At 61.2% G+C, this 15,095-nt stretch carries 14 protein-coding genes; 8 read left to right on the forward strand and 6 right to left on the reverse strand.

Annotated features, from left to right (window positions below; genetic code table 11):
• The first annotated feature begins 110 nt into the window (after positions 1-110).
• Complete coding sequence (locus tag OU694_RS04720; protein ID WP_308909823.1) at positions 111-3,461, forward strand: YhdP family protein; 3,351 nt, start codon at positions 111-113, stop codon at positions 3,459-3,461.
• Here OU694_RS04720 and tyrS read toward each other — a convergent pair whose 3' ends face one another.
• Entirely contained in the window at positions 3,462-4,703 is a 1,242-nt protein-coding gene (gene tyrS / locus OU694_RS04725; protein WP_308909824.1) for a tyrosine--tRNA ligase, read from the reverse strand.
• Positions 4,704-4,822: 119 nt separating this feature from the next.
• Between tyrS and OU694_RS04730 the strand changes: the two genes are divergently transcribed.
• Positions 4,823-5,974 carry an anhydro-N-acetylmuramic acid kinase gene (locus tag OU694_RS04730; RefSeq protein WP_308909825.1) on the forward strand — a complete coding sequence of 384 codons (1,152 nt, stop codon included), beginning with the start codon at positions 4,823-4,825 and terminating at the stop codon, positions 5,972-5,974.
• Between the two features lie 55 nt (positions 5,975-6,029).
• Here OU694_RS04730 and OU694_RS04735 read toward each other — a convergent pair whose 3' ends face one another.
• Complete coding sequence (locus tag OU694_RS04735; protein ID WP_289502189.1) at positions 6,030-6,677, reverse strand: alpha/beta hydrolase; 648 nt, start codon at positions 6,675-6,677, stop codon at positions 6,030-6,032.
• Between the two features lie 145 nt (positions 6,678-6,822).
• On the opposite strand from OU694_RS04735, the gene OU694_RS04740 reads away from it, so the two are divergent.
• From OU694_RS04740 to OU694_RS04750, 3 genes are read left to right on the forward strand one after another with little or no spacing between them, the layout of a single operon-like run.
• Positions 6,823-7,947, forward strand: coding sequence for a cysteine desulfurase family protein (locus OU694_RS04740; protein WP_308910599.1), 1,125 nt, complete (start codon positions 6,823-6,825; stop codon positions 7,945-7,947).
• Positions 7,944-9,095 carry a cysteine desulfurase family protein gene (locus OU694_RS04745; protein ID WP_308909826.1) on the forward strand — a complete coding sequence of 384 codons (1,152 nt, stop codon included), beginning with the start codon at positions 7,944-7,946 and terminating at the stop codon, positions 9,093-9,095. The genes OU694_RS04740 and OU694_RS04745 overlap by 4 nt, the downstream gene beginning before the upstream one ends.
• Positions 9,092-9,424: a 2Fe-2S iron-sulfur cluster-binding protein gene (locus OU694_RS04750; protein ID WP_308909827.1), complete on the forward strand. Its 333-nt coding sequence runs from the start codon at positions 9,092-9,094 to the stop codon at positions 9,422-9,424. Before OU694_RS04745 ends, OU694_RS04750 begins: the two co-directional genes overlap by 4 nt.
• A 108-nt stretch (positions 9,425-9,532) precedes the next feature.
• Here OU694_RS04750 and OU694_RS04755 read toward each other — a convergent pair whose 3' ends face one another.
• The 4 genes from OU694_RS04755 to rpsF form a co-directional block, all read right to left on the reverse strand.
• Positions 9,533-11,062, reverse strand: coding sequence for a replicative DNA helicase (locus tag OU694_RS04755; RefSeq protein WP_308909829.1), 1,530 nt, complete (start codon positions 11,060-11,062; stop codon positions 9,533-9,535).
• A 268-nt stretch (positions 11,063-11,330) separates the two neighbouring features.
• On the reverse strand, positions 11,331-11,918 hold the full coding sequence (gene rplI, locus OU694_RS04760) for a 50S ribosomal protein L9 (protein WP_308909830.1): 588 nt from the start codon (positions 11,916-11,918) through the stop codon (positions 11,331-11,333).
• Between the two features lie 20 nt (positions 11,919-11,938).
• Complete coding sequence (gene rpsR / locus OU694_RS04765; protein ID WP_308909831.1) at positions 11,939-12,172, reverse strand: 30S ribosomal protein S18; 234 nt, start codon at positions 12,170-12,172, stop codon at positions 11,939-11,941.
• Positions 12,172-12,627, reverse strand: a complete 456-nt coding sequence (rpsF, locus tag OU694_RS04770; protein ID WP_308909832.1) for a 30S ribosomal protein S6 — start codon at positions 12,625-12,627, stop codon at positions 12,172-12,174. The genes rpsR and rpsF overlap by 1 nt, the downstream gene beginning before the upstream one ends.
• Before the next feature lie 259 nt (positions 12,628-12,886).
• Here rpsF and fabD point away from each other — a divergent pair, with 259 nt between their 5' ends.
• The 3 genes from fabD to OU694_RS04785 all read left to right on the forward strand — a co-directional run bounded on the left by fabD (position 12,887) and on the right by OU694_RS04785 (position 15,032).
• Positions 12,887-13,825 carry an ACP S-malonyltransferase gene (gene fabD / locus OU694_RS04775; protein WP_308909833.1) on the forward strand — a complete coding sequence of 313 codons (939 nt, stop codon included), beginning with the start codon at positions 12,887-12,889 and terminating at the stop codon, positions 13,823-13,825.
• Between the two features lie 20 nt (positions 13,826-13,845).
• Entirely contained in the window at positions 13,846-14,583 is a 738-nt protein-coding gene (gene fabG, locus OU694_RS04780) for a 3-oxoacyl-ACP reductase FabG (RefSeq protein WP_308909834.1), read from the forward strand.
• Between the two features lie 215 nt (positions 14,584-14,798).
• Positions 14,799-15,032 (forward strand): acyl carrier protein, encoded by a 234-nt coding sequence (locus OU694_RS04785; RefSeq protein WP_308909835.1) that lies wholly within the window; start codon positions 14,799-14,801, stop codon positions 15,030-15,032.
• Positions 15,033-15,095: the final 63 nt, after the last annotated feature.

A 15,095-nucleotide genomic window follows, 5' to 3' on the forward strand; every position in this document is an offset into this window, starting at 1 on the left:
CTAACCCATGGCAGAAAGGGACGTGTCCCGCCAGTCTTTCGTGTTGGACCGATGAAATCAAGCAAAGTGGCTATCGGCAGAGTTCCTGATCACCCCAAGATGAGCATCCGATGCTGATCCGTTCCTGTATGTTCGCAGGCAGAGCGCTCGTTTGGGCTGTCACTCTGATTGTCGCTCTCGCGTGCCTTGTGACGGCACGGCTGGTGATCGCGCCCATTGACCTTGGCTTTGCGCGCGGGATGATCGAAGCCCGCGTCGAATCCCTCCTGCCCGGATGGCATATCAAGTACGAGAGCGCCGAGGTCGGCTGGGACTGGCGCGGTGTGCGGCCATGGGTCGAAATGAAAGGCGTCGCCATCGATGACGGTGCGGCGCGCGGGCGTATCCGTATCCCGGAAATGGCGGTGGGCCTCAGCCGCAGCACGCTTCTTGGCAATATTGGCATCGCGGCCGTGCGGCTGGACCGTCCGAACGTGCATATCGAAAAGCTTGATGCGCTGATGGGCGTTGAGGGCGGTCCCAATCCCTTCAAGGATTTGATCGCGGACGGTCGCCCTATCCGGCCGGCGCTTGCAGGGCCCTTTACCCGCATAGTTTCCGGCCTCGCCGGCCAGCTTCTGGAAAATATATCAGACCTCAGTTCCGTCGAGTTTCGTCAGCTTCACCTGACCATTGCCGGGAATGAGGCGCGCGCGGCGACCGACGTGATGATTTCTCGTGTCACCTTCGGGCAGGACGGGCGACGGCTGGATTTCGATATCCGCGGCGACCTTGCGATCGGTGACATGCCGGCCTCCCTTGGCATCACGGCGACAAGCTACCCTGAAGACGAAACGCTCGATCTGATGGTGCGGGTTGAAAAACTGGTGCCGGCGGGCCTTGCCAGCCATGTCGAGGTGCCGGAGGTGGTTTCCTATTTCGATCTGCCGGTGGATGTTCAGGCGAGCCTCAGCCTCTCGAGCGCCATCGGGCTCGAATCCGCGGATGTGGAAGTCAGTCTCGGTGAAGGGCGCCTGTCGCATGCGACCGCCTTCCCTGATGGTTCACCGGTGCCTTACGGCGAAATCCGCGCTTACTGGAAGCCCGACGAAAAGACGTTCGAGATCGAAAAGCTCGAGGTTGCGGCGGGCAAGCGCGTCGTCACGGGGGACGGGCTCGTTTACTGGGTCGATACAAGCGACACGCCCGGCTTGCGCCTTAATGCTGCCATCGACGAGGCGACTATCCCTGAGGTTCTGGCTTACTGGCCGATCAAGGTGGATGAGGAAGGCAATGAACGCGGCGCCCGCGTCTGGGTGAAGGATCATATCTCGAAAGGGCAGGCGCGGCGCGGCAAGTTCGAATTCTACATGCTGCCGGATGGCAGTGGCGGCCTTTTCGACAGCCATTATCTGGCGCTTTCCTTCAGTCTTGATGATGTGACAACAAGCTATCTGGACGACATGGCGCCGGTGTCCTCGATCAGCGGACGAGGCCTTCTGACCGAAGACATGCTCGATATCGCCATCGACCGCGGCGTGATCATGGACATGCCGCTTTATGGCTCCCGCGTACTGCTGACTGATATCAATGTGAAAAATGGTGCGAAAGGCCAGTTCGATGTTCGCGTGAAGGGCGGGGTGGATAATATCCTCGCCCTCGTGACGCCGCCGCCGGTGCGCGTGGCCGACCGGATCGGCATTGATCTTGCCCGGCTTGGCGGCGAGGCCGAACTGTTTGCCCGGATCAGGGTGCCGCTGATCAAGGACATGCCTGCCGATGCCGTTCGCTATGAAGTCGCCGCAGATATCGTGGACGCTCGTGTTGCCGATCTTCTCGGCGGCGAAGGCATCAGGAACGGCGCCTTGCGGCTGGAGCTTGATAACGACCGGATCGACGTGGCGGGTGACGCGCGCTTCAACGGCGTGCCGATGCGCCTGCACTGGAAGGAAGATTTCGCCGCCGGCCGCAAGGATGCGGAAGCCGAAACGACATTCGTGGAAATGTCCGGCCGGCTTGACCATAACGGACTAAAAGCTTTCGGGCTCGATTTCGATACTTATCTGAAAGGCGACATGCAGGCGGATGCCAGCTTCACCGGTCGCAATTTCAAATTTACGAAAGGCAGCTTCAAGGCGGACGTGACGGCAACGCGCGTGATGGTGCCCGAGCTAGCCTGGGCAAAGGCGCCGGGCGTGCAGGCGACGGCGAGCGGGCTCATCGAGTTTGAAGCCGACGGCAGCACGCGGGTGGCGCCCATGTCCTTGAAGGGCGACGGGATCGACGCCGATGCGCTGTTCATCTGGGGAGCGCCAGATACGGGCCGGTTTGAACTCAGCTTTGATGCCCGCGCGCTCGATAACAACCGGCTGAGCGGTATTGTGGTACGCGCGAGCGGCGATCAGCCCTACCGCGTGGAAGTGGCGGCCGAGCGGCTGGATCTTTCGGGGTTCCTTGGCTCCGACCTTGAAGATGAGCCCGTGCCGACCGAGGTGCAGGCGACGGAAGGGGAACCCACACCGACCATCGACCTCAGCCTGCATGCCGACCGGGTCGACCTTCTGAACGGTGAAACGCTCACGGACCTGCAGCTTGATACGCTGTTCCTGAACGGTGCCCCGACGGCGACGGACCTGACGGCCATCCTTTCGGACGGCGATGTGGGGCTGACGATCAGCGCTGACGTGAACGGCAACAATACGATCCGCCTGACGGCCGACGATGGCGGCGCCTTTGTGCGCGGGCTTGGCTATTTCAGCCATCTGGATGGCGGCGAACTTGACCTTTCCGGCGAGACAAGCGGATGGGGCCGCACCCTGCGCCTTGAGGGCGAGGCGAAGATCGCCAAATCGCTTATGGTGCCGACGGCGAAGCTTGATCCTGCTGTGCAGAAGGGCACCATGCCGGCGCTTGACAAGCAGCTCGGCGACGATGGCGTCCCGCTTGACCAGATCAATATGAAATTCCGCCTGCGCCACGGGCTTCTGGATATCGACGACCTGAAAGCCAATGGCGCCTCGCTCGGCGTGACATTGGCGGGGCAGGTGGATGCCATCCAGAAGAAGGTCAATGTGAACGGCGTGATCGTGCCTGCCTACGGCATCAATGCCGTTGTCGGCAAAATCCCGCTGATCGGCGCCATCCTCACGGGCGGCGACGGCAAGGGCGTGATCGGCATCACCTATCGGGTGAAGGGCATGACCGATAATCCGGAAGTATCCGTGAATGCTCTATCAGGCCTTGCGCCCGGCTTCCTGCGCTTCTTCTTCGAAGGTGCCAAGGGCAAGGTTTCGACCGTCAAGACACCCGATACCCCTCCTGCGGCCGAAGGCGAGGCACCGAAGGTGGAGGAAGCGCCGGTTGAGGACCTGCCGAAGCCGGACGCCGCAGAAGAAGAAAAGCCGGCCGCTGAAAACGAGGAACCGGACGAAACGCCTGACGCGCCGACCGGTTCTGAAAACGAGCCCGAAAAGGCCGCATAATCAGCCTTCGAGGGAGAGAAGTCCGTGGTTCTTCTTGCCCTTTGATAGCTTGATCTTGCCGTCTATCAGTTCGGTGCCCGCGTCGATGACAGCATCAACATCGCTGACCGCATTGTTGTTTACTTTCACTGCACCTTGCTGGATCTGGCGGCGCGCATCGCCCTTGGAACTCGCGAGGCCAAGGCCGACGAGGGCGTCCACAAGGCTCGTGCCCGCTTTCACGCTGATGGTCGGCAGGTCTTCGCCCGCACCACCTTTTTCAAAAACTTCGCGGGCTGTGGCTTCAGCGGCTTCGGCAGCGGCGCGGCCACGGCAGAGCGTGGTCGCTTCGTTGGCGAGAACCGCCTTGGCATGGTTGATTTCCGACCCGCCAAGCGCTTCAAGGCGGGCAACTTCATCCATCGGCAGCTCGGTGAAAAGCCGCAGGAATTTGCCAACGTCGGCATCCTGTGTGTTGCGCCAGAATTGCCAATAGTCATAGGCAGGCAGCTGCGCTTCATTGAGCCATACGGCGCCTGCGGCTGTTTTGCCCATCTTCTTGCCGTCGGCAAGGGTGACAAGCGGCGTGGTGAGGCCGATAACATGGGCGCCGTCGGTGCGGCGGGTCAGCTCCATGCCGTTCACGATATTGCCCCACTGGTCCGAGCCGCCCATCTGCAGCACGCACTTGTGGCGGCGGTGCAGTTCCATGAAGTCATAGGCCTGCAGGATCATGTAGTTGAATTCAAGGAAGGTCATCGGCTGCTCGCGCTCAAGCCGCAGCTTCACGCTATCGAAGGTGAGCATCCGGTTGATCGTGAAATGGGTGCCGACATCGCGCAGCATTTCAATGTAGGAAAGCTTAGAGAGCCAGTCGTCGTTATTCACCATGATGGCGTCCGAGCCGGTATCGCCGAAGGTGAGGAACTGGCTGAAGATCGAGCGAATGCCATCCATGTTGGCGTTGATGTCCGCGTCCGTCAGCATCTTGCGGCTTTCGTCGCGGCCCGTGGGGTCACCGATCCGCGTGGTGCCACCGCCCATCAGGACGATCGGCTTGTTGCCGGTTTTCTGCAGCCAGCGCAGCATCATGATCTGGACAAGGCTGCCCACATGCAGCGAAGGCGCCGTGCAATCGAACCCGATATAAGCCGTGATCGGGCCTTTCTTCAGCTGGTCGGCAAGGGCTGCCTCATCAGTGATCTGATGAACGAAGCCGCGTTCCTGAAGGATGCGAAGAAAGTCGATATGGGAAGCACTCATGGGATCAAGGGTCCGCTTGCAAAAATTCGTTTCCAAGGTCGGGCTGATGTAGCATAGGGTGGCGGAAAGGCAAAGGTTTTAGCCGCATATTCGGCGTGTCCTCGGGGAGTTCTTCAGTCATGACATTTTTCGGTGAACCGGCGGAAATCAAAATGGCCGTCGGTCTGATGAGCGGCACCTCGATGGACGGGATCGATGCGGCGCTTGTCTATACGGATGGTGTCCGCGTTGAACGCCTTGGCCCTTCGCTGATCAAACCCTATTCAAACGCCGTGCGCTCGCGCCTGCGCGACGGGCTGAGTGTGGCTGCGACCTCGCAGACAAAGGATATTTCAGCACCCGGCCTTGCGATGCTGGAGCGCGAGTTGACTGACCTTCATGCCGAGGCGGTTTTTGATCTTCTCTCGGTCAATAACCTGCACCCGAGCCAGATCGACGTGATCGGCTTCCACGGCCAGACGCTGACCCACCGGCCCGAGCGTGGCTGGACATGGCAGATCGGCGACGGCGGGCGGCTCGCCGGGCGCACCGGCATTCCGGTTGTGAATGATTTCCGCACCGCAGACATGGATGCGGGCGGGCAGGGCGCCCCCTTGGTGCCGCTCTATCATGCGGCCCTCCTGTCACGCGAACGCCGCCAACAGACGGTCGCGATCCTCAATCTGGGCGGTGTGGCGAACGTGACGTGGGTATCCTTCGCAGAAAACCCCGACGCCCCCGCCATCATGGCGTTCGACACAGGGCCGGGCAACGCCATGCTCGATGACTGGACGATGCTGCACACTGGCAAGCCTTTCGATGAGGACGGCGCGCTGGCCTCTCGCGGGCTGACGCATGATGAAGTGCTCTCCGGCCTCATGGCGTCGCCCTTCTTCGATGAAATGCCGCCGAAGACGCTGGACCGGGATGATTTCAATATCCAGACGGTGCGAGGGCTGTCGGTTGAGGACGGCGCATCCACGCTCACTGATTTCGTGGTGGAAACGATCGTCTCCTCGCAGAGCCATTTTCCGTCGCCGCCGGATGCCTGGTATATCTGCGGGGGCGGGCGCCTGAACACCACGCTGATGCGCCGCCTGCGCCGCCGCATGCCGGTAACGGTTGACCCTGTGGAAGTGCTGGGCTGGCGTGGCGGGGCGCTGGAGGCCGAGGCCTTCGCCTTCCTTGCGGTGCGGTCGCTGCGCGGCCTGCCGCTCAGCCTGCCGTCCACCACCGGCTGCAATGCGCCGACGCCGGGCGGCGTCTATCACGAGCCGCATACGATCCGCTGACAAAGAAAAACCCCGGCGAAAGCCGGGGTTTTCGTTTAGTGCCTGTGCGCTGGTTTCAGCGTCCGCTGGTCAGCCGCTTCGTCAGGTAATTGTTCACCGAGGTCATCAACTGGGCCAGTTCATTCTCGAAGAAATGGTTGGCGCCCTTGATGGTCTCATGGTCGATGGTGATCGATTTCTGCGCTTTCAGCTTTTCAACGAGCTTCACGATCGAGATCGGCGTGACGAGGTCGTCGTCTTCCGCCTGCACGATCAGGCCCGACGAGGGGCAGGGTGCGAGGAACGAGAAATCATAAAGGTTCGCCGGCGGCGCAACCGAGATGAAGCCCTGAATTTCAGGGCGGCGCATCAGGAGCTGCATGGCGATCCAGGCGCCGAACGAAATCCCGGCGATCCAGGTGCCGGTCGAGTTCGCGTTCATCGACTGCAGCCAGTCAAGCGCCGACGCGGCATCCGAAAGCTCGCCGTTGCCCTGGTCGAACTCGCCCTGGCTGCGGCCAACGCCACGGAAGTTGAAACGCAGGGTCGCGAAACCGCGATGCGCAAAGGCATGATACAGATAGTAGGTGGCCTTGTTGTCCATGGTGCCGCCATATTGCGGATGCGGATGCAGGATCAGGGCAACCGGGGCGGTGTCGGACTTGCCGGGCTGGTAGCGGCCTTCAAGGCGACCGGCCGGACCGTTGAAAATAATCTCGGGCATATTCTCGACTTCGAATAAGAGCTTGTGCGGGATGCGGCTTGTTGCCTTACCCTATAGCGAATCTGTAGCCCCCGCTGCAAGCATGGTGGCTCGTGTCACCCAAAATTGCGTTGAACGGCCCACGGATTGCCCCTATTTGAAGCGTATGAAGAGCTTGGCCTATCTTGATTATAACGCGACAGCACCGATCCGGCCCGAGGTGATCTCGGCAATGGCCGAATCGATGGCGCATGTCGGCAACCCGTCGTCCGTGCATCAGGCAGGCCGCGAAGCGCGCCGCCGGGTGGAGGCCGCCCGCACGCAGGTGGCGGCCCTTGTGAATGCCCGCGCCCGCGATGTGGTCTTCACCGGGGGCGGCACTGAATCTTCAAATGCGGTGATCCGCATGACAGGCGCGAAAAGCCTGATCGTCTCGGCAGTCGAGCATGATTGCGTGCTGGCGGCGGCAAAACTCGCCGGCGTGCCGGTGTTCAGCCTGCCCGTTGCAGCCGATGGCCGGGTAGACCTCACGTCCCTTGAAAAGCTTTTGGCGGACGCGCCGAAGCCTGCGCTTGTTTCCGTGATGCTCGCGAATAACGAGGTTGGCACGCTGCAGCTGGTGGCGGAGGTAGCAAGCCTTGCCAAGGCGACGGGGGCGCGTGTCCATACCGATGCGGTGCAGGCGGCGGGCAAGATCGATATCGATTTCAAGGCGCTTGGTGTTGATTATCTCACCCTTTCCGCCCACAAGATCGGCGGGCCGCAAGGCGTGGGCGCCATTGTCTGCGCGCCGACCGCGCCGCTCGCCCCCCTCATCGCCGGCGGCGGGCAGGAACTGGGGCGCCGTTCGGGCACCGAAAATGTGGCCGGTATCGTCGGCTTCGGGGTGGCAGCCCTTGCTGCGATGGACGGACTGGGTGACATGCCCCGATTGAAGGCCCTGCGTGACAGGTTTGAGGCGGCTGTTGCCACCCATGGCAATCTCGCCCGTGTGGTCGGGGCGACGGCTGACCGGCTGCCGAACACCAGCTGCATCATCATGCCTGGCGTGCGCGGCGAAACGCAGGTGATGCATTTCGACCTCGCTGGCGTCTGCATTTCCTCTGGTTCGGCCTGTTCGTCCGGCAAGGTGAAGGTCAGCCATGTGCTTGGTGCCATGGGAGAACCGGCGGCGGACGCTGAATGCTCGATCCGCGTGTCGCTCGGTTACGGCACGACGGACGAGGATATCGACCGGGCCATCGATGCCTGGAAAGCACTTTACGACCGCACCGTGGGGCTGGCGGCATGAAGCAGCCGGTGTATCTCGACTATCAGGCGACAACGCCGATGGACGAGCGCGTGCTGGCCGCCGTGATGCCCTATCTGACCGGCCGTTTCGGCAATCCGCATTCGGCCACCCACCGCTATGGCTGGGAAGGCGAAGCCGCGCTCGATGTAGCGCGCGGGCAGGTGGCCGGCCTTATCGGCGCAGACGAGAAAGAAATCATCTTCACCTCGGGTGCCACTGAAGCCAACAACATGGCCCTCAAGGGTGTGATGGAAGCCTGGGGGCACAAGCGCCCCGGCCTCGTGACGGTCGCGACCGAGCATAAGTGCGTGCTTGAAAGTGCGGCCTGGTGTGCGCGTCACGGCGCCGAGCTTACTGTTATTGGCGTCGACAGTGACGGCCGTGTACGGATGGACGAGCTTGAAGCTGCGGTCAGCGAGCGCACGGCGCTCGTGAGCGTCATGGCGGTGAATAACGAGATTGGCGTGATCCAGCCCTTGAGGGAAATCGGCGCAATCGCCAAGCGCCACGGCGCCATCTTCCATACGGATGCAGCGCAAGCCTTCGGCAAGATCCCGCTGGATGTCGATGTGCTCGGCATCGACCTGATGAGCCTTTCCGGGCACAAGATATATGGCCCCAAAGGCGTTGGCGCGCTGTACCGCCGGGACGAACGCCGCGTGGCTCTGCAGCCCTTCATGTCCGGGGGCGGGCAGGAGGGCGGCTATCGCTCCGGCACGCAGGCGCCGGCGCTGGTTGCGGGCTTTGGCAAGGCGGCGGCGATCGCAGCGGAAGAAATGGCGCAGGAAGAAGGCCGGCTTTCAACCCTGATGGCGCGTCTGAAAGGGCGGCTCTGGGAGGCCCTGCCGGACCTGATCCTGAACGGCCACCCGAACGAGCGCTGGGTCGGGAACCTCAATCTCAGTGTGCCGGGGGTGGACGGCGACCTGCTGCTGGCAGAGCTTTCACCGCTCGCGCTTTCCTCGGGCGCGGCGTGCGCGTCTGCTGTCAGCGGGCCTTCCTATGTGCTGGCTGCCATCGGGCGGACGGGGGCGGAGGCCAAGGCCGCGCTCCGCATCGGCATTGGCCGTTTCACGACCGACGAGGAAGTGGATTTCGCCACTGAAACACTCATCAACACCATCGCGAAGCTGAAAGACCGCCTATGATCCGCCTCACCTTCATCCGTCCGGATAACAGCATGTTTGAGGCCGCTGGCGAGGCGGGCGACACGCTCTTGAAGGTGGCGCAAGGGGCAGGGCTTGAGGTGGAAGGCGCGTGCGAGGGCAACATGGCCTGCTCGACCTGCCACATGATCATCGACAAGGCCTGGTACGGCAAACTGCCGGAGGCTTGCCATGAGGAAGAAGAAATGCTCGACCTCGCGCCCGGGCTCACTTCTACCTCGCGGCTCGGCTGTCAGGTGGAACTGACAGACGATCTGGACGGCTTGATCGTGCGCCTGCCTAAATCCACCCGCAACATGATGGGGTTTTGAGTCCATTCGTCATGCCGGGCCTGACCCGGCATCCAGCGGCACTTGCATCTGACATGGACCCCGGATCAGGTCCGGGGTGACGAACCATGCCTGAATTGGCTTCCAACCCTACTCAAACCGATCCGGCAGATGGTCTTCGTCAACAAGGTCGCTAAAGCGGGTGACTTCCTTGTCGAAGCGCAGGTGAACGGTGCCCACGGGGCCGTGACGCTGTTTGCCGATGATACATTCGGCGCGACCGTAGAGCTGCTCCATCTCGGCGCGCCATTGCAGCATCTTTTCCTGGTCGGATTCGGACGGCTTGTCCTTCTCCTTGTAATATTCCTCGCGGAACACGAACATCACCATATCGGCGTCCTGCTCGATCGAGCCGGATTCCCGAAGATCCGATAGCATCGGCCGCTTGTTCTCGCGACTTTCGACGGTACGCGACAGCTGCGACAGGGCAATGACCGGCACATGCAGTTCCTTGGCAAGTGCCTTCAGGCCACGGGTAATTTCTGACACCTCCTGCACGCGGCTTTCGCCGCCGCCCTTGGCCGTGCCGCGCAGGAGCTGCAGGTAATCGACAACCACAAGGCCGAGATTATGCTGACGCTTCAGGCGGCGCGCGCGGGTCCTGAGGCCGGCGATTGAAAGGGCCGGGGTGTCATCAATGAACAGGGGCACGTCTTCAAGCTCGATCGCGGCGCGGGCGATGGCCTCGAACTGCTCTTTCGTGAGTTTGCCTTGTCGCATGGCGTGCGACTGGATCGTGTCATGGCCCTGATAATGCAGGTTCGCGCGGTCTGAAAGCACACGGGCTGCCAATTGGTCGGCCGACATCTCAAGGCTGAAGAAACCAACAACGGCGCCCTTTGATCGGGCCATGTCCATGCCGGCCACCTTGTCGTCCGCATACCGTTTGGCGGCATTGAAGGCGATGTTGGTGGCAAGCGCGGTTTTCCCCATGGCGGGGCGGCCGGCGAGGATCACAAGGTCCGAATTGTGAAGGCCGCCGATCTGCTCGTTGAGCTTGTGGAGGCCCGTGGTGACACCCGAAAGGCTGTCCGGGTCCTGATAGGCGCTTTTGATATTCTCCACGGCTTTCTGGAGCGCGCGGTAGAAGGGTTGCGAGCCGGATTCGGCTTGTCCGAGCTCGGCGAGATCGAAAAGGCGCTTTTCGGCCTCGGCGATCTGTTCCGTCGCCTCGGCGTCTACTTCGGCGTCATAGGCGTCGATCACCATCTGCTCACCGATCTGGATGAGCGCGCGCCGGGTGGCGAGGTCATAGATCGTACGGCCGTAATCCTCAGCATTGATGATGGTGGCGGCAGAAGCGGCAAGGCGCACCAGATACTGGGCACCGCCCACGTCGGCGAGTGCCTCGTCATGCTCGAAATAGGGTTTCAGCTTCACCGGATCGGCGATCTGGTTCTTGTCCATCAACTTCAGGATGGCCTGATAGATGCGGCCGTGGACCGGCTCGTAAAAATGGTCTGGGAGCAGGAAGTCCTGCACCTTCTGCGCTGCTTCGTTGTTGACGAGAATGGCCCCCAACAGGGCTTGCTCGGCCTCCAGGTTGTGCGGTGGCTGCCGGTAGCTCACACCTGTCTCATTCTCGTTGTCGGATGCGCGCGTGGTACGAAGAACTTCCATGCTCCCAGTAAGGGCCCTCCCCAAGCCAGTAGTGCGGTGTTTCGGGAAGGAAACCAATGATGCCGGTTCCGAAGGCTGATCCCATCGCCGCTCGTTTGTGTGGTGGGCACCTTAGCGGCGGGGCAAGGGGAGTGATACCGCTATTTTCAGCTTGCCCCCGTTATTCAATCCACAGGTGGGTAACTATGGGGATAACTTGAGCCCGGCACAAAAAGAAAAGGCGGCCCGAAGACCGCCTTTCTTCAATTTCGGTGGAAACCGGTCAGCCTCAGGCTTCGGTTTCTTCGCCTTCTTCGGTGGCAGCTTCTTCAGCGGCTTCTTCTTCGAAGGCCTCTTCGTAAGCTTCCTCGTCGTCGAAGTCGTCGGAAGCGACAACAGCCGAACCGGTCGAGAACTGGACGTCAGCTTCGTCAGCCGAGCGAGCGATGTTGACAACCACTTTCACGCTGACTTCAGCATGCAGGCGGATTGCAACTTCATGCAGGCCGATCGTCTTGATCGCGCGGTCGAGAACAACCTGGTTACGGTTGATCTTGCCACCGGCGTCAGCAACGGCTTCTGCGATGTCGCGGCTCGAAACCGAACCGTAAAGCTGGCCGGATTCGCCGGCAGCGCGGATCATGACGACCTTGAGGTCACCCATGCCGGCAGCGGCAGCTTCGGCTTCCTTGCGGCGAGCAAGGTTGTCAGCTTCGAGCTGAGCTTTCTGGGCTTCGTAGAACTTCTTGTTGGCAGCAGTGGCGCGGAGCGCTTTTTTCTGCGGCAGCAGGAAGTTACGGGCGAAGCCGTCCTTCACGGTGACGATCTGGCCCATCTGGCCCAGCTTTTCAACGCGCTCGAGGAGAATCACTTGCATCGTATCTGCTCCTCTGGTGCTTACTGAACCACGAAGGGCAGCAGCGCGATTTGACGGGCGCGCTTGATGGCCTTGGCGAGTTCACGCTGTTTCTTGGCCGAAACCGCGGTGATGCGGCTCGGAACGATCTTGCCCCGCTCGGAGACGTACTTCTGGAGAAGTTTCACGTCTTTATAGTCGATGGTCTGGGCATTCTCGCCGGAGAACGGGCAGCTCTTGCGGCGACGGAAAAACGGACGACGTACAGCGGCCATCAGAATTGCTCCCTTTTCTCACCACGGCCTTCACGGCCGCCACGGTCTTCACGGGGACCACGATCTTCGCGCGGACCACGGGGGCCGTCGAAGTCACGGCCGCCTTCACGCGGGCCACGACGTTCTTTGTCGGCTTTGGTGCGCAGAACGACCGACTGGCCTTCTTCGAGGGCGTCGACGCGGATGGTCATGTAACGGATGACGTCTTCATGCAGGCGCGCCTGACGCTCCAGTTCGGCAATTGCCTTGTGGGGTGCGTCGAGGTTAAGGAGCACATAGTGACCCTTACGGTTTTTCTTGATGCGGTACTGCAGATTCTTGAGGCCCCAATATTCATTCTTGGTGACCTTGCCGCCGTTGTCCTCGACAATTTTCGAGAAATCGGCGGTCATGCTTTCCACTTGGGCGGCGCTAACATCTTGCCGCGCAATGAAAACATGCTCGTAAAAAGCCATGTCTCACTCCTTTTGCTGATCGCTTGCCAGCCACAATGACTGACACCTCCAGCTTTCTTGCAATATGCCCCGAACTTGCGAAGTAGAGGAATCGGGACGCGCCTCTATACTCTCGGGGGCTAGGGGAATCAACCCCGGATCGGCGGAATCCCGAGATTTCTGCCAAAAGGCTTGCAAGGCTCTGCCGGCCTGTGGCACTCCGGCCCGATACCAGCGCCGAACGGCCAGCGTTCCGTAACGGCATTTCGAGGGGATGAATATGACACGCGCACTCGTCTTTCCGGGTCAGGGCAGCCAGTTCATCGGCATGGGCAAAGCGCTCGCCGACGCTGAACCTGCCGCCCGTCTCGTTTTCGAAGAAGTGGATGACGCGCTCGGCCAGAAGCTGTCGGCCCTGATATGGGAGGGTAGCGAGGACGATCTGAAGCTCACCGAAAATACACAGCCCGCCCTGATGGCCGTTTCGATGGCGGTTATCCGCGTCCTCGAAGTTGGCGGCAAGAAGGTCGATACGATCGCGAGCCATGTGGCTGGCCACAGCCTTGGCGAATATTCCGCACTCGCAGCCGCCGGTGCCTTCACGCTTGCCGATACGGCCCGCCTCCTGAAGCTGCGCGGGCAGGCCATGCAGCGCGCCGTGCCGGTGGGAGAGGGCGCGATGGCCGCGATCCTCGGCCTTGACCTGGACACTGTGAAAGCCGTGTGCGCCGAGGCCGCCGCGGGCGAGGTCGTGGTTGCGGCTAACGATAACGCCGACGGTCAGATCGTGATTTCGGGCCACAAGGCAGCCGTTGAGCGCGGCATCGAGATTGCCAAGGCAAAAGGCGCCAAGCGCGGCCTTCTGCTGCCCGTGTCCGCCCCCTTCCATTGCCCGCTGATGAAGCCGGCGGCCGACGAAATGGCAGCGGCGCTCGCGGATGTTGCCATCGAACGTCCTTCGGTGCCGGTGATTGCCAACGTGCTCGCCGCCCCCATCAGCGAGCCATCCGGCATTCGCAACCTGCTGGTGGAACAGATTACGGGTGCGGTGCGCTGGCGCGAATCCATGGCCTCGCTGCGCTCGCTTGGCGTGACTGACGTTGTGGAAGTCGGCGCCGGCAAGGTGCTGACCGGCCTCGTGAAGCGGATCGACAAGGATCTGGCGACGGTTAATCTGCAGGAACCGGCCGACATCGAAGCCTTTGCGGCAACGCTTTGAACCCTGGGAAAGGAACAGGAATGTTTGATCTGACGGGCAAGAAGGCCCTTGTAACGGGCGCCACCGGCGGGATCGGTGAAGCGATTGCCGCAGCTCTTCACGCGGCCGGTGCCGAAGTCGCCATTTCCGGCACGCGTGCCGAGAAGCTTGAAGAGCTGAAAGCCAAACTCGGTGATCGTGTTCATGTGATTCCGGCCAATCTTTCGGACCGCGCAAGCGTTGATGCGCTTGCTGCCTCCGCGCAGGAAGCGATGGGCGGTGTCGACATCCTTGTGAACAATGCCGGCATCACCCGCGACGGCCTTGCCATGCGGATGAAAGACGATGACTGGGACAGCGTGATGCAGGTGAACCTCGAATCCGCGTTTCGCCTGTCCAAGGCCATGCTGCGCCCGATGATGAAGGCGCGCTTCGGCCGTATCATCAATATCACCTCGGTCGTGGGTGTGACCGGCAACCCGGGCCAGTGCAACTATGCGGCGTCGAAAGCAGGCCTTATCGGCATGTCCAAGTCGCTGGCGCAGGAAGTGGCAAGCCGTGGCATCACGGTCAATTGCGTGGCGCCCGGCTTCATCGTGACGCCGATGACCGACGCGCTGAATGACGACCAGAAAAAAGCCATTACCGACGGCATCCCGGCGGGCACCCTCGGCACGCCCGAGGATATCGCTGCTGCCGTCCTCTATCTTTCGAGCCTTGAGGCTGGTTATGTGACGGGCCAGACGCTGCATGTGAACGGCGGGATGGCAATGATCTGAAGGGGTCTGGCTGAGGCCTGATCCCAGTGCCGTGATTTCGCCAACTCGCGCTTCTCAAACCCGGGAAACTGTGTTACGAGCAGCCCGGTACGGCGTCAAACGGCAGGAAACCGCCGCTGTCTTGAAGTTAAGGGACAGGGTGCCATATAGGGAAAGCATGGGCTATCATGGTCCGGGCCGACCCAAATCGGTGTTAGAAACTGAGGAAATGAAACATGAGCGAAATCGCCGAAAAGGTGAAAAAGATCGTCGTTGAGCACCTGGGTGTGGACGAAGACAAAGTAACCGATACCGCCAGCTTCATCGATGATCTTGGCGCTGACAGCCTCGACACCGTCGAACTGGTCATGGCGTTTGAAGAAGAGTTCGGCATCGAGATTCCGGACGACGCTGCCGAGAAAATCCAGACCGTCAAGGACGCGATCGATTTCATCAGCGCCAACGCTTGACGCTGATCAGGTTTGAAAGAGGCAACAGCCGGGCCGAACGGGTTAGGCTGTTGCCTTTTTTGT

It is taken from the genome of Pseudokordiimonas caeni, from assembly GCF_026719705.1.
Taxonomy (GTDB): domain Bacteria; phylum Pseudomonadota; class Alphaproteobacteria; order Sphingomonadales; family Kordiimonadaceae; genus Gimibacter; species Gimibacter caeni.

Bases quoted from the DNA above. Each gene is read 5' to 3' on its own strand.
- OU694_RS04735 (WP_289502189.1), bottom strand. From the start codon at position 6,677: ATGCCCGAGATTATTTTCAACGGTCCGGCCGGTCGCCTTGAAGGCCGC.
- OU694_RS04740 (WP_308910599.1), top strand. From the start codon at position 6,823: ATGAAGAGCTTGGCCTATCTTGATTATAACGCGACAGCACCGATCCGG.
- OU694_RS04730 (WP_308909825.1), top strand. From the start codon at position 4,823: ATGACATTTTTCGGTGAACCGGCGGAAATCAAAATGGCCGTCGGTCTG.
- tyrS (WP_308909824.1), bottom strand. From the start codon at position 4,703: ATGAGTGCTTCCCATATCGACTTTCTTCGCATCCTTCAGGAACGCGGC.
- rpsF (WP_308909832.1), bottom strand. From the start codon at position 12,627: ATGGCTTTTTACGAGCATGTTTTCATTGCGCGGCAAGATGTTAGCGCC.
- rpsR (WP_308909831.1), bottom strand. From the start codon at position 12,172: ATGGCCGCTGTACGTCGTCCGTTTTTCCGTCGCCGCAAGAGCTGCCCG.
- fabG (WP_308909834.1), top strand. From the start codon at position 13,846: ATGTTTGATCTGACGGGCAAGAAGGCCCTTGTAACGGGCGCCACCGGC.
- OU694_RS04785 (WP_308909835.1), top strand. From the start codon at position 14,799: ATGAGCGAAATCGCCGAAAAGGTGAAAAAGATCGTCGTTGAGCACCTG.
- OU694_RS04755 (WP_308909829.1), bottom strand. From the start codon at position 11,062: ATGGAAGTTCTTCGTACCACGCGCGCATCCGACAACGAGAATGAGACA.
- OU694_RS04750 (WP_308909827.1), top strand. From the start codon at position 9,092: ATGATCCGCCTCACCTTCATCCGTCCGGATAACAGCATGTTTGAGGCC.
- fabD (WP_308909833.1), top strand. From the start codon at position 12,887: ATGACACGCGCACTCGTCTTTCCGGGTCAGGGCAGCCAGTTCATCGGC.
- OU694_RS04720 (WP_308909823.1), top strand. From the start codon at position 111: ATGCTGATCCGTTCCTGTATGTTCGCAGGCAGAGCGCTCGTTTGGGCT.
- OU694_RS04745 (WP_308909826.1), top strand. From the start codon at position 7,944: ATGAAGCAGCCGGTGTATCTCGACTATCAGGCGACAACGCCGATGGAC.
- rplI (WP_308909830.1), bottom strand. From the start codon at position 11,918: ATGCAAGTGATTCTCCTCGAGCGCGTTGAAAAGCTGGGCCAGATGGGC.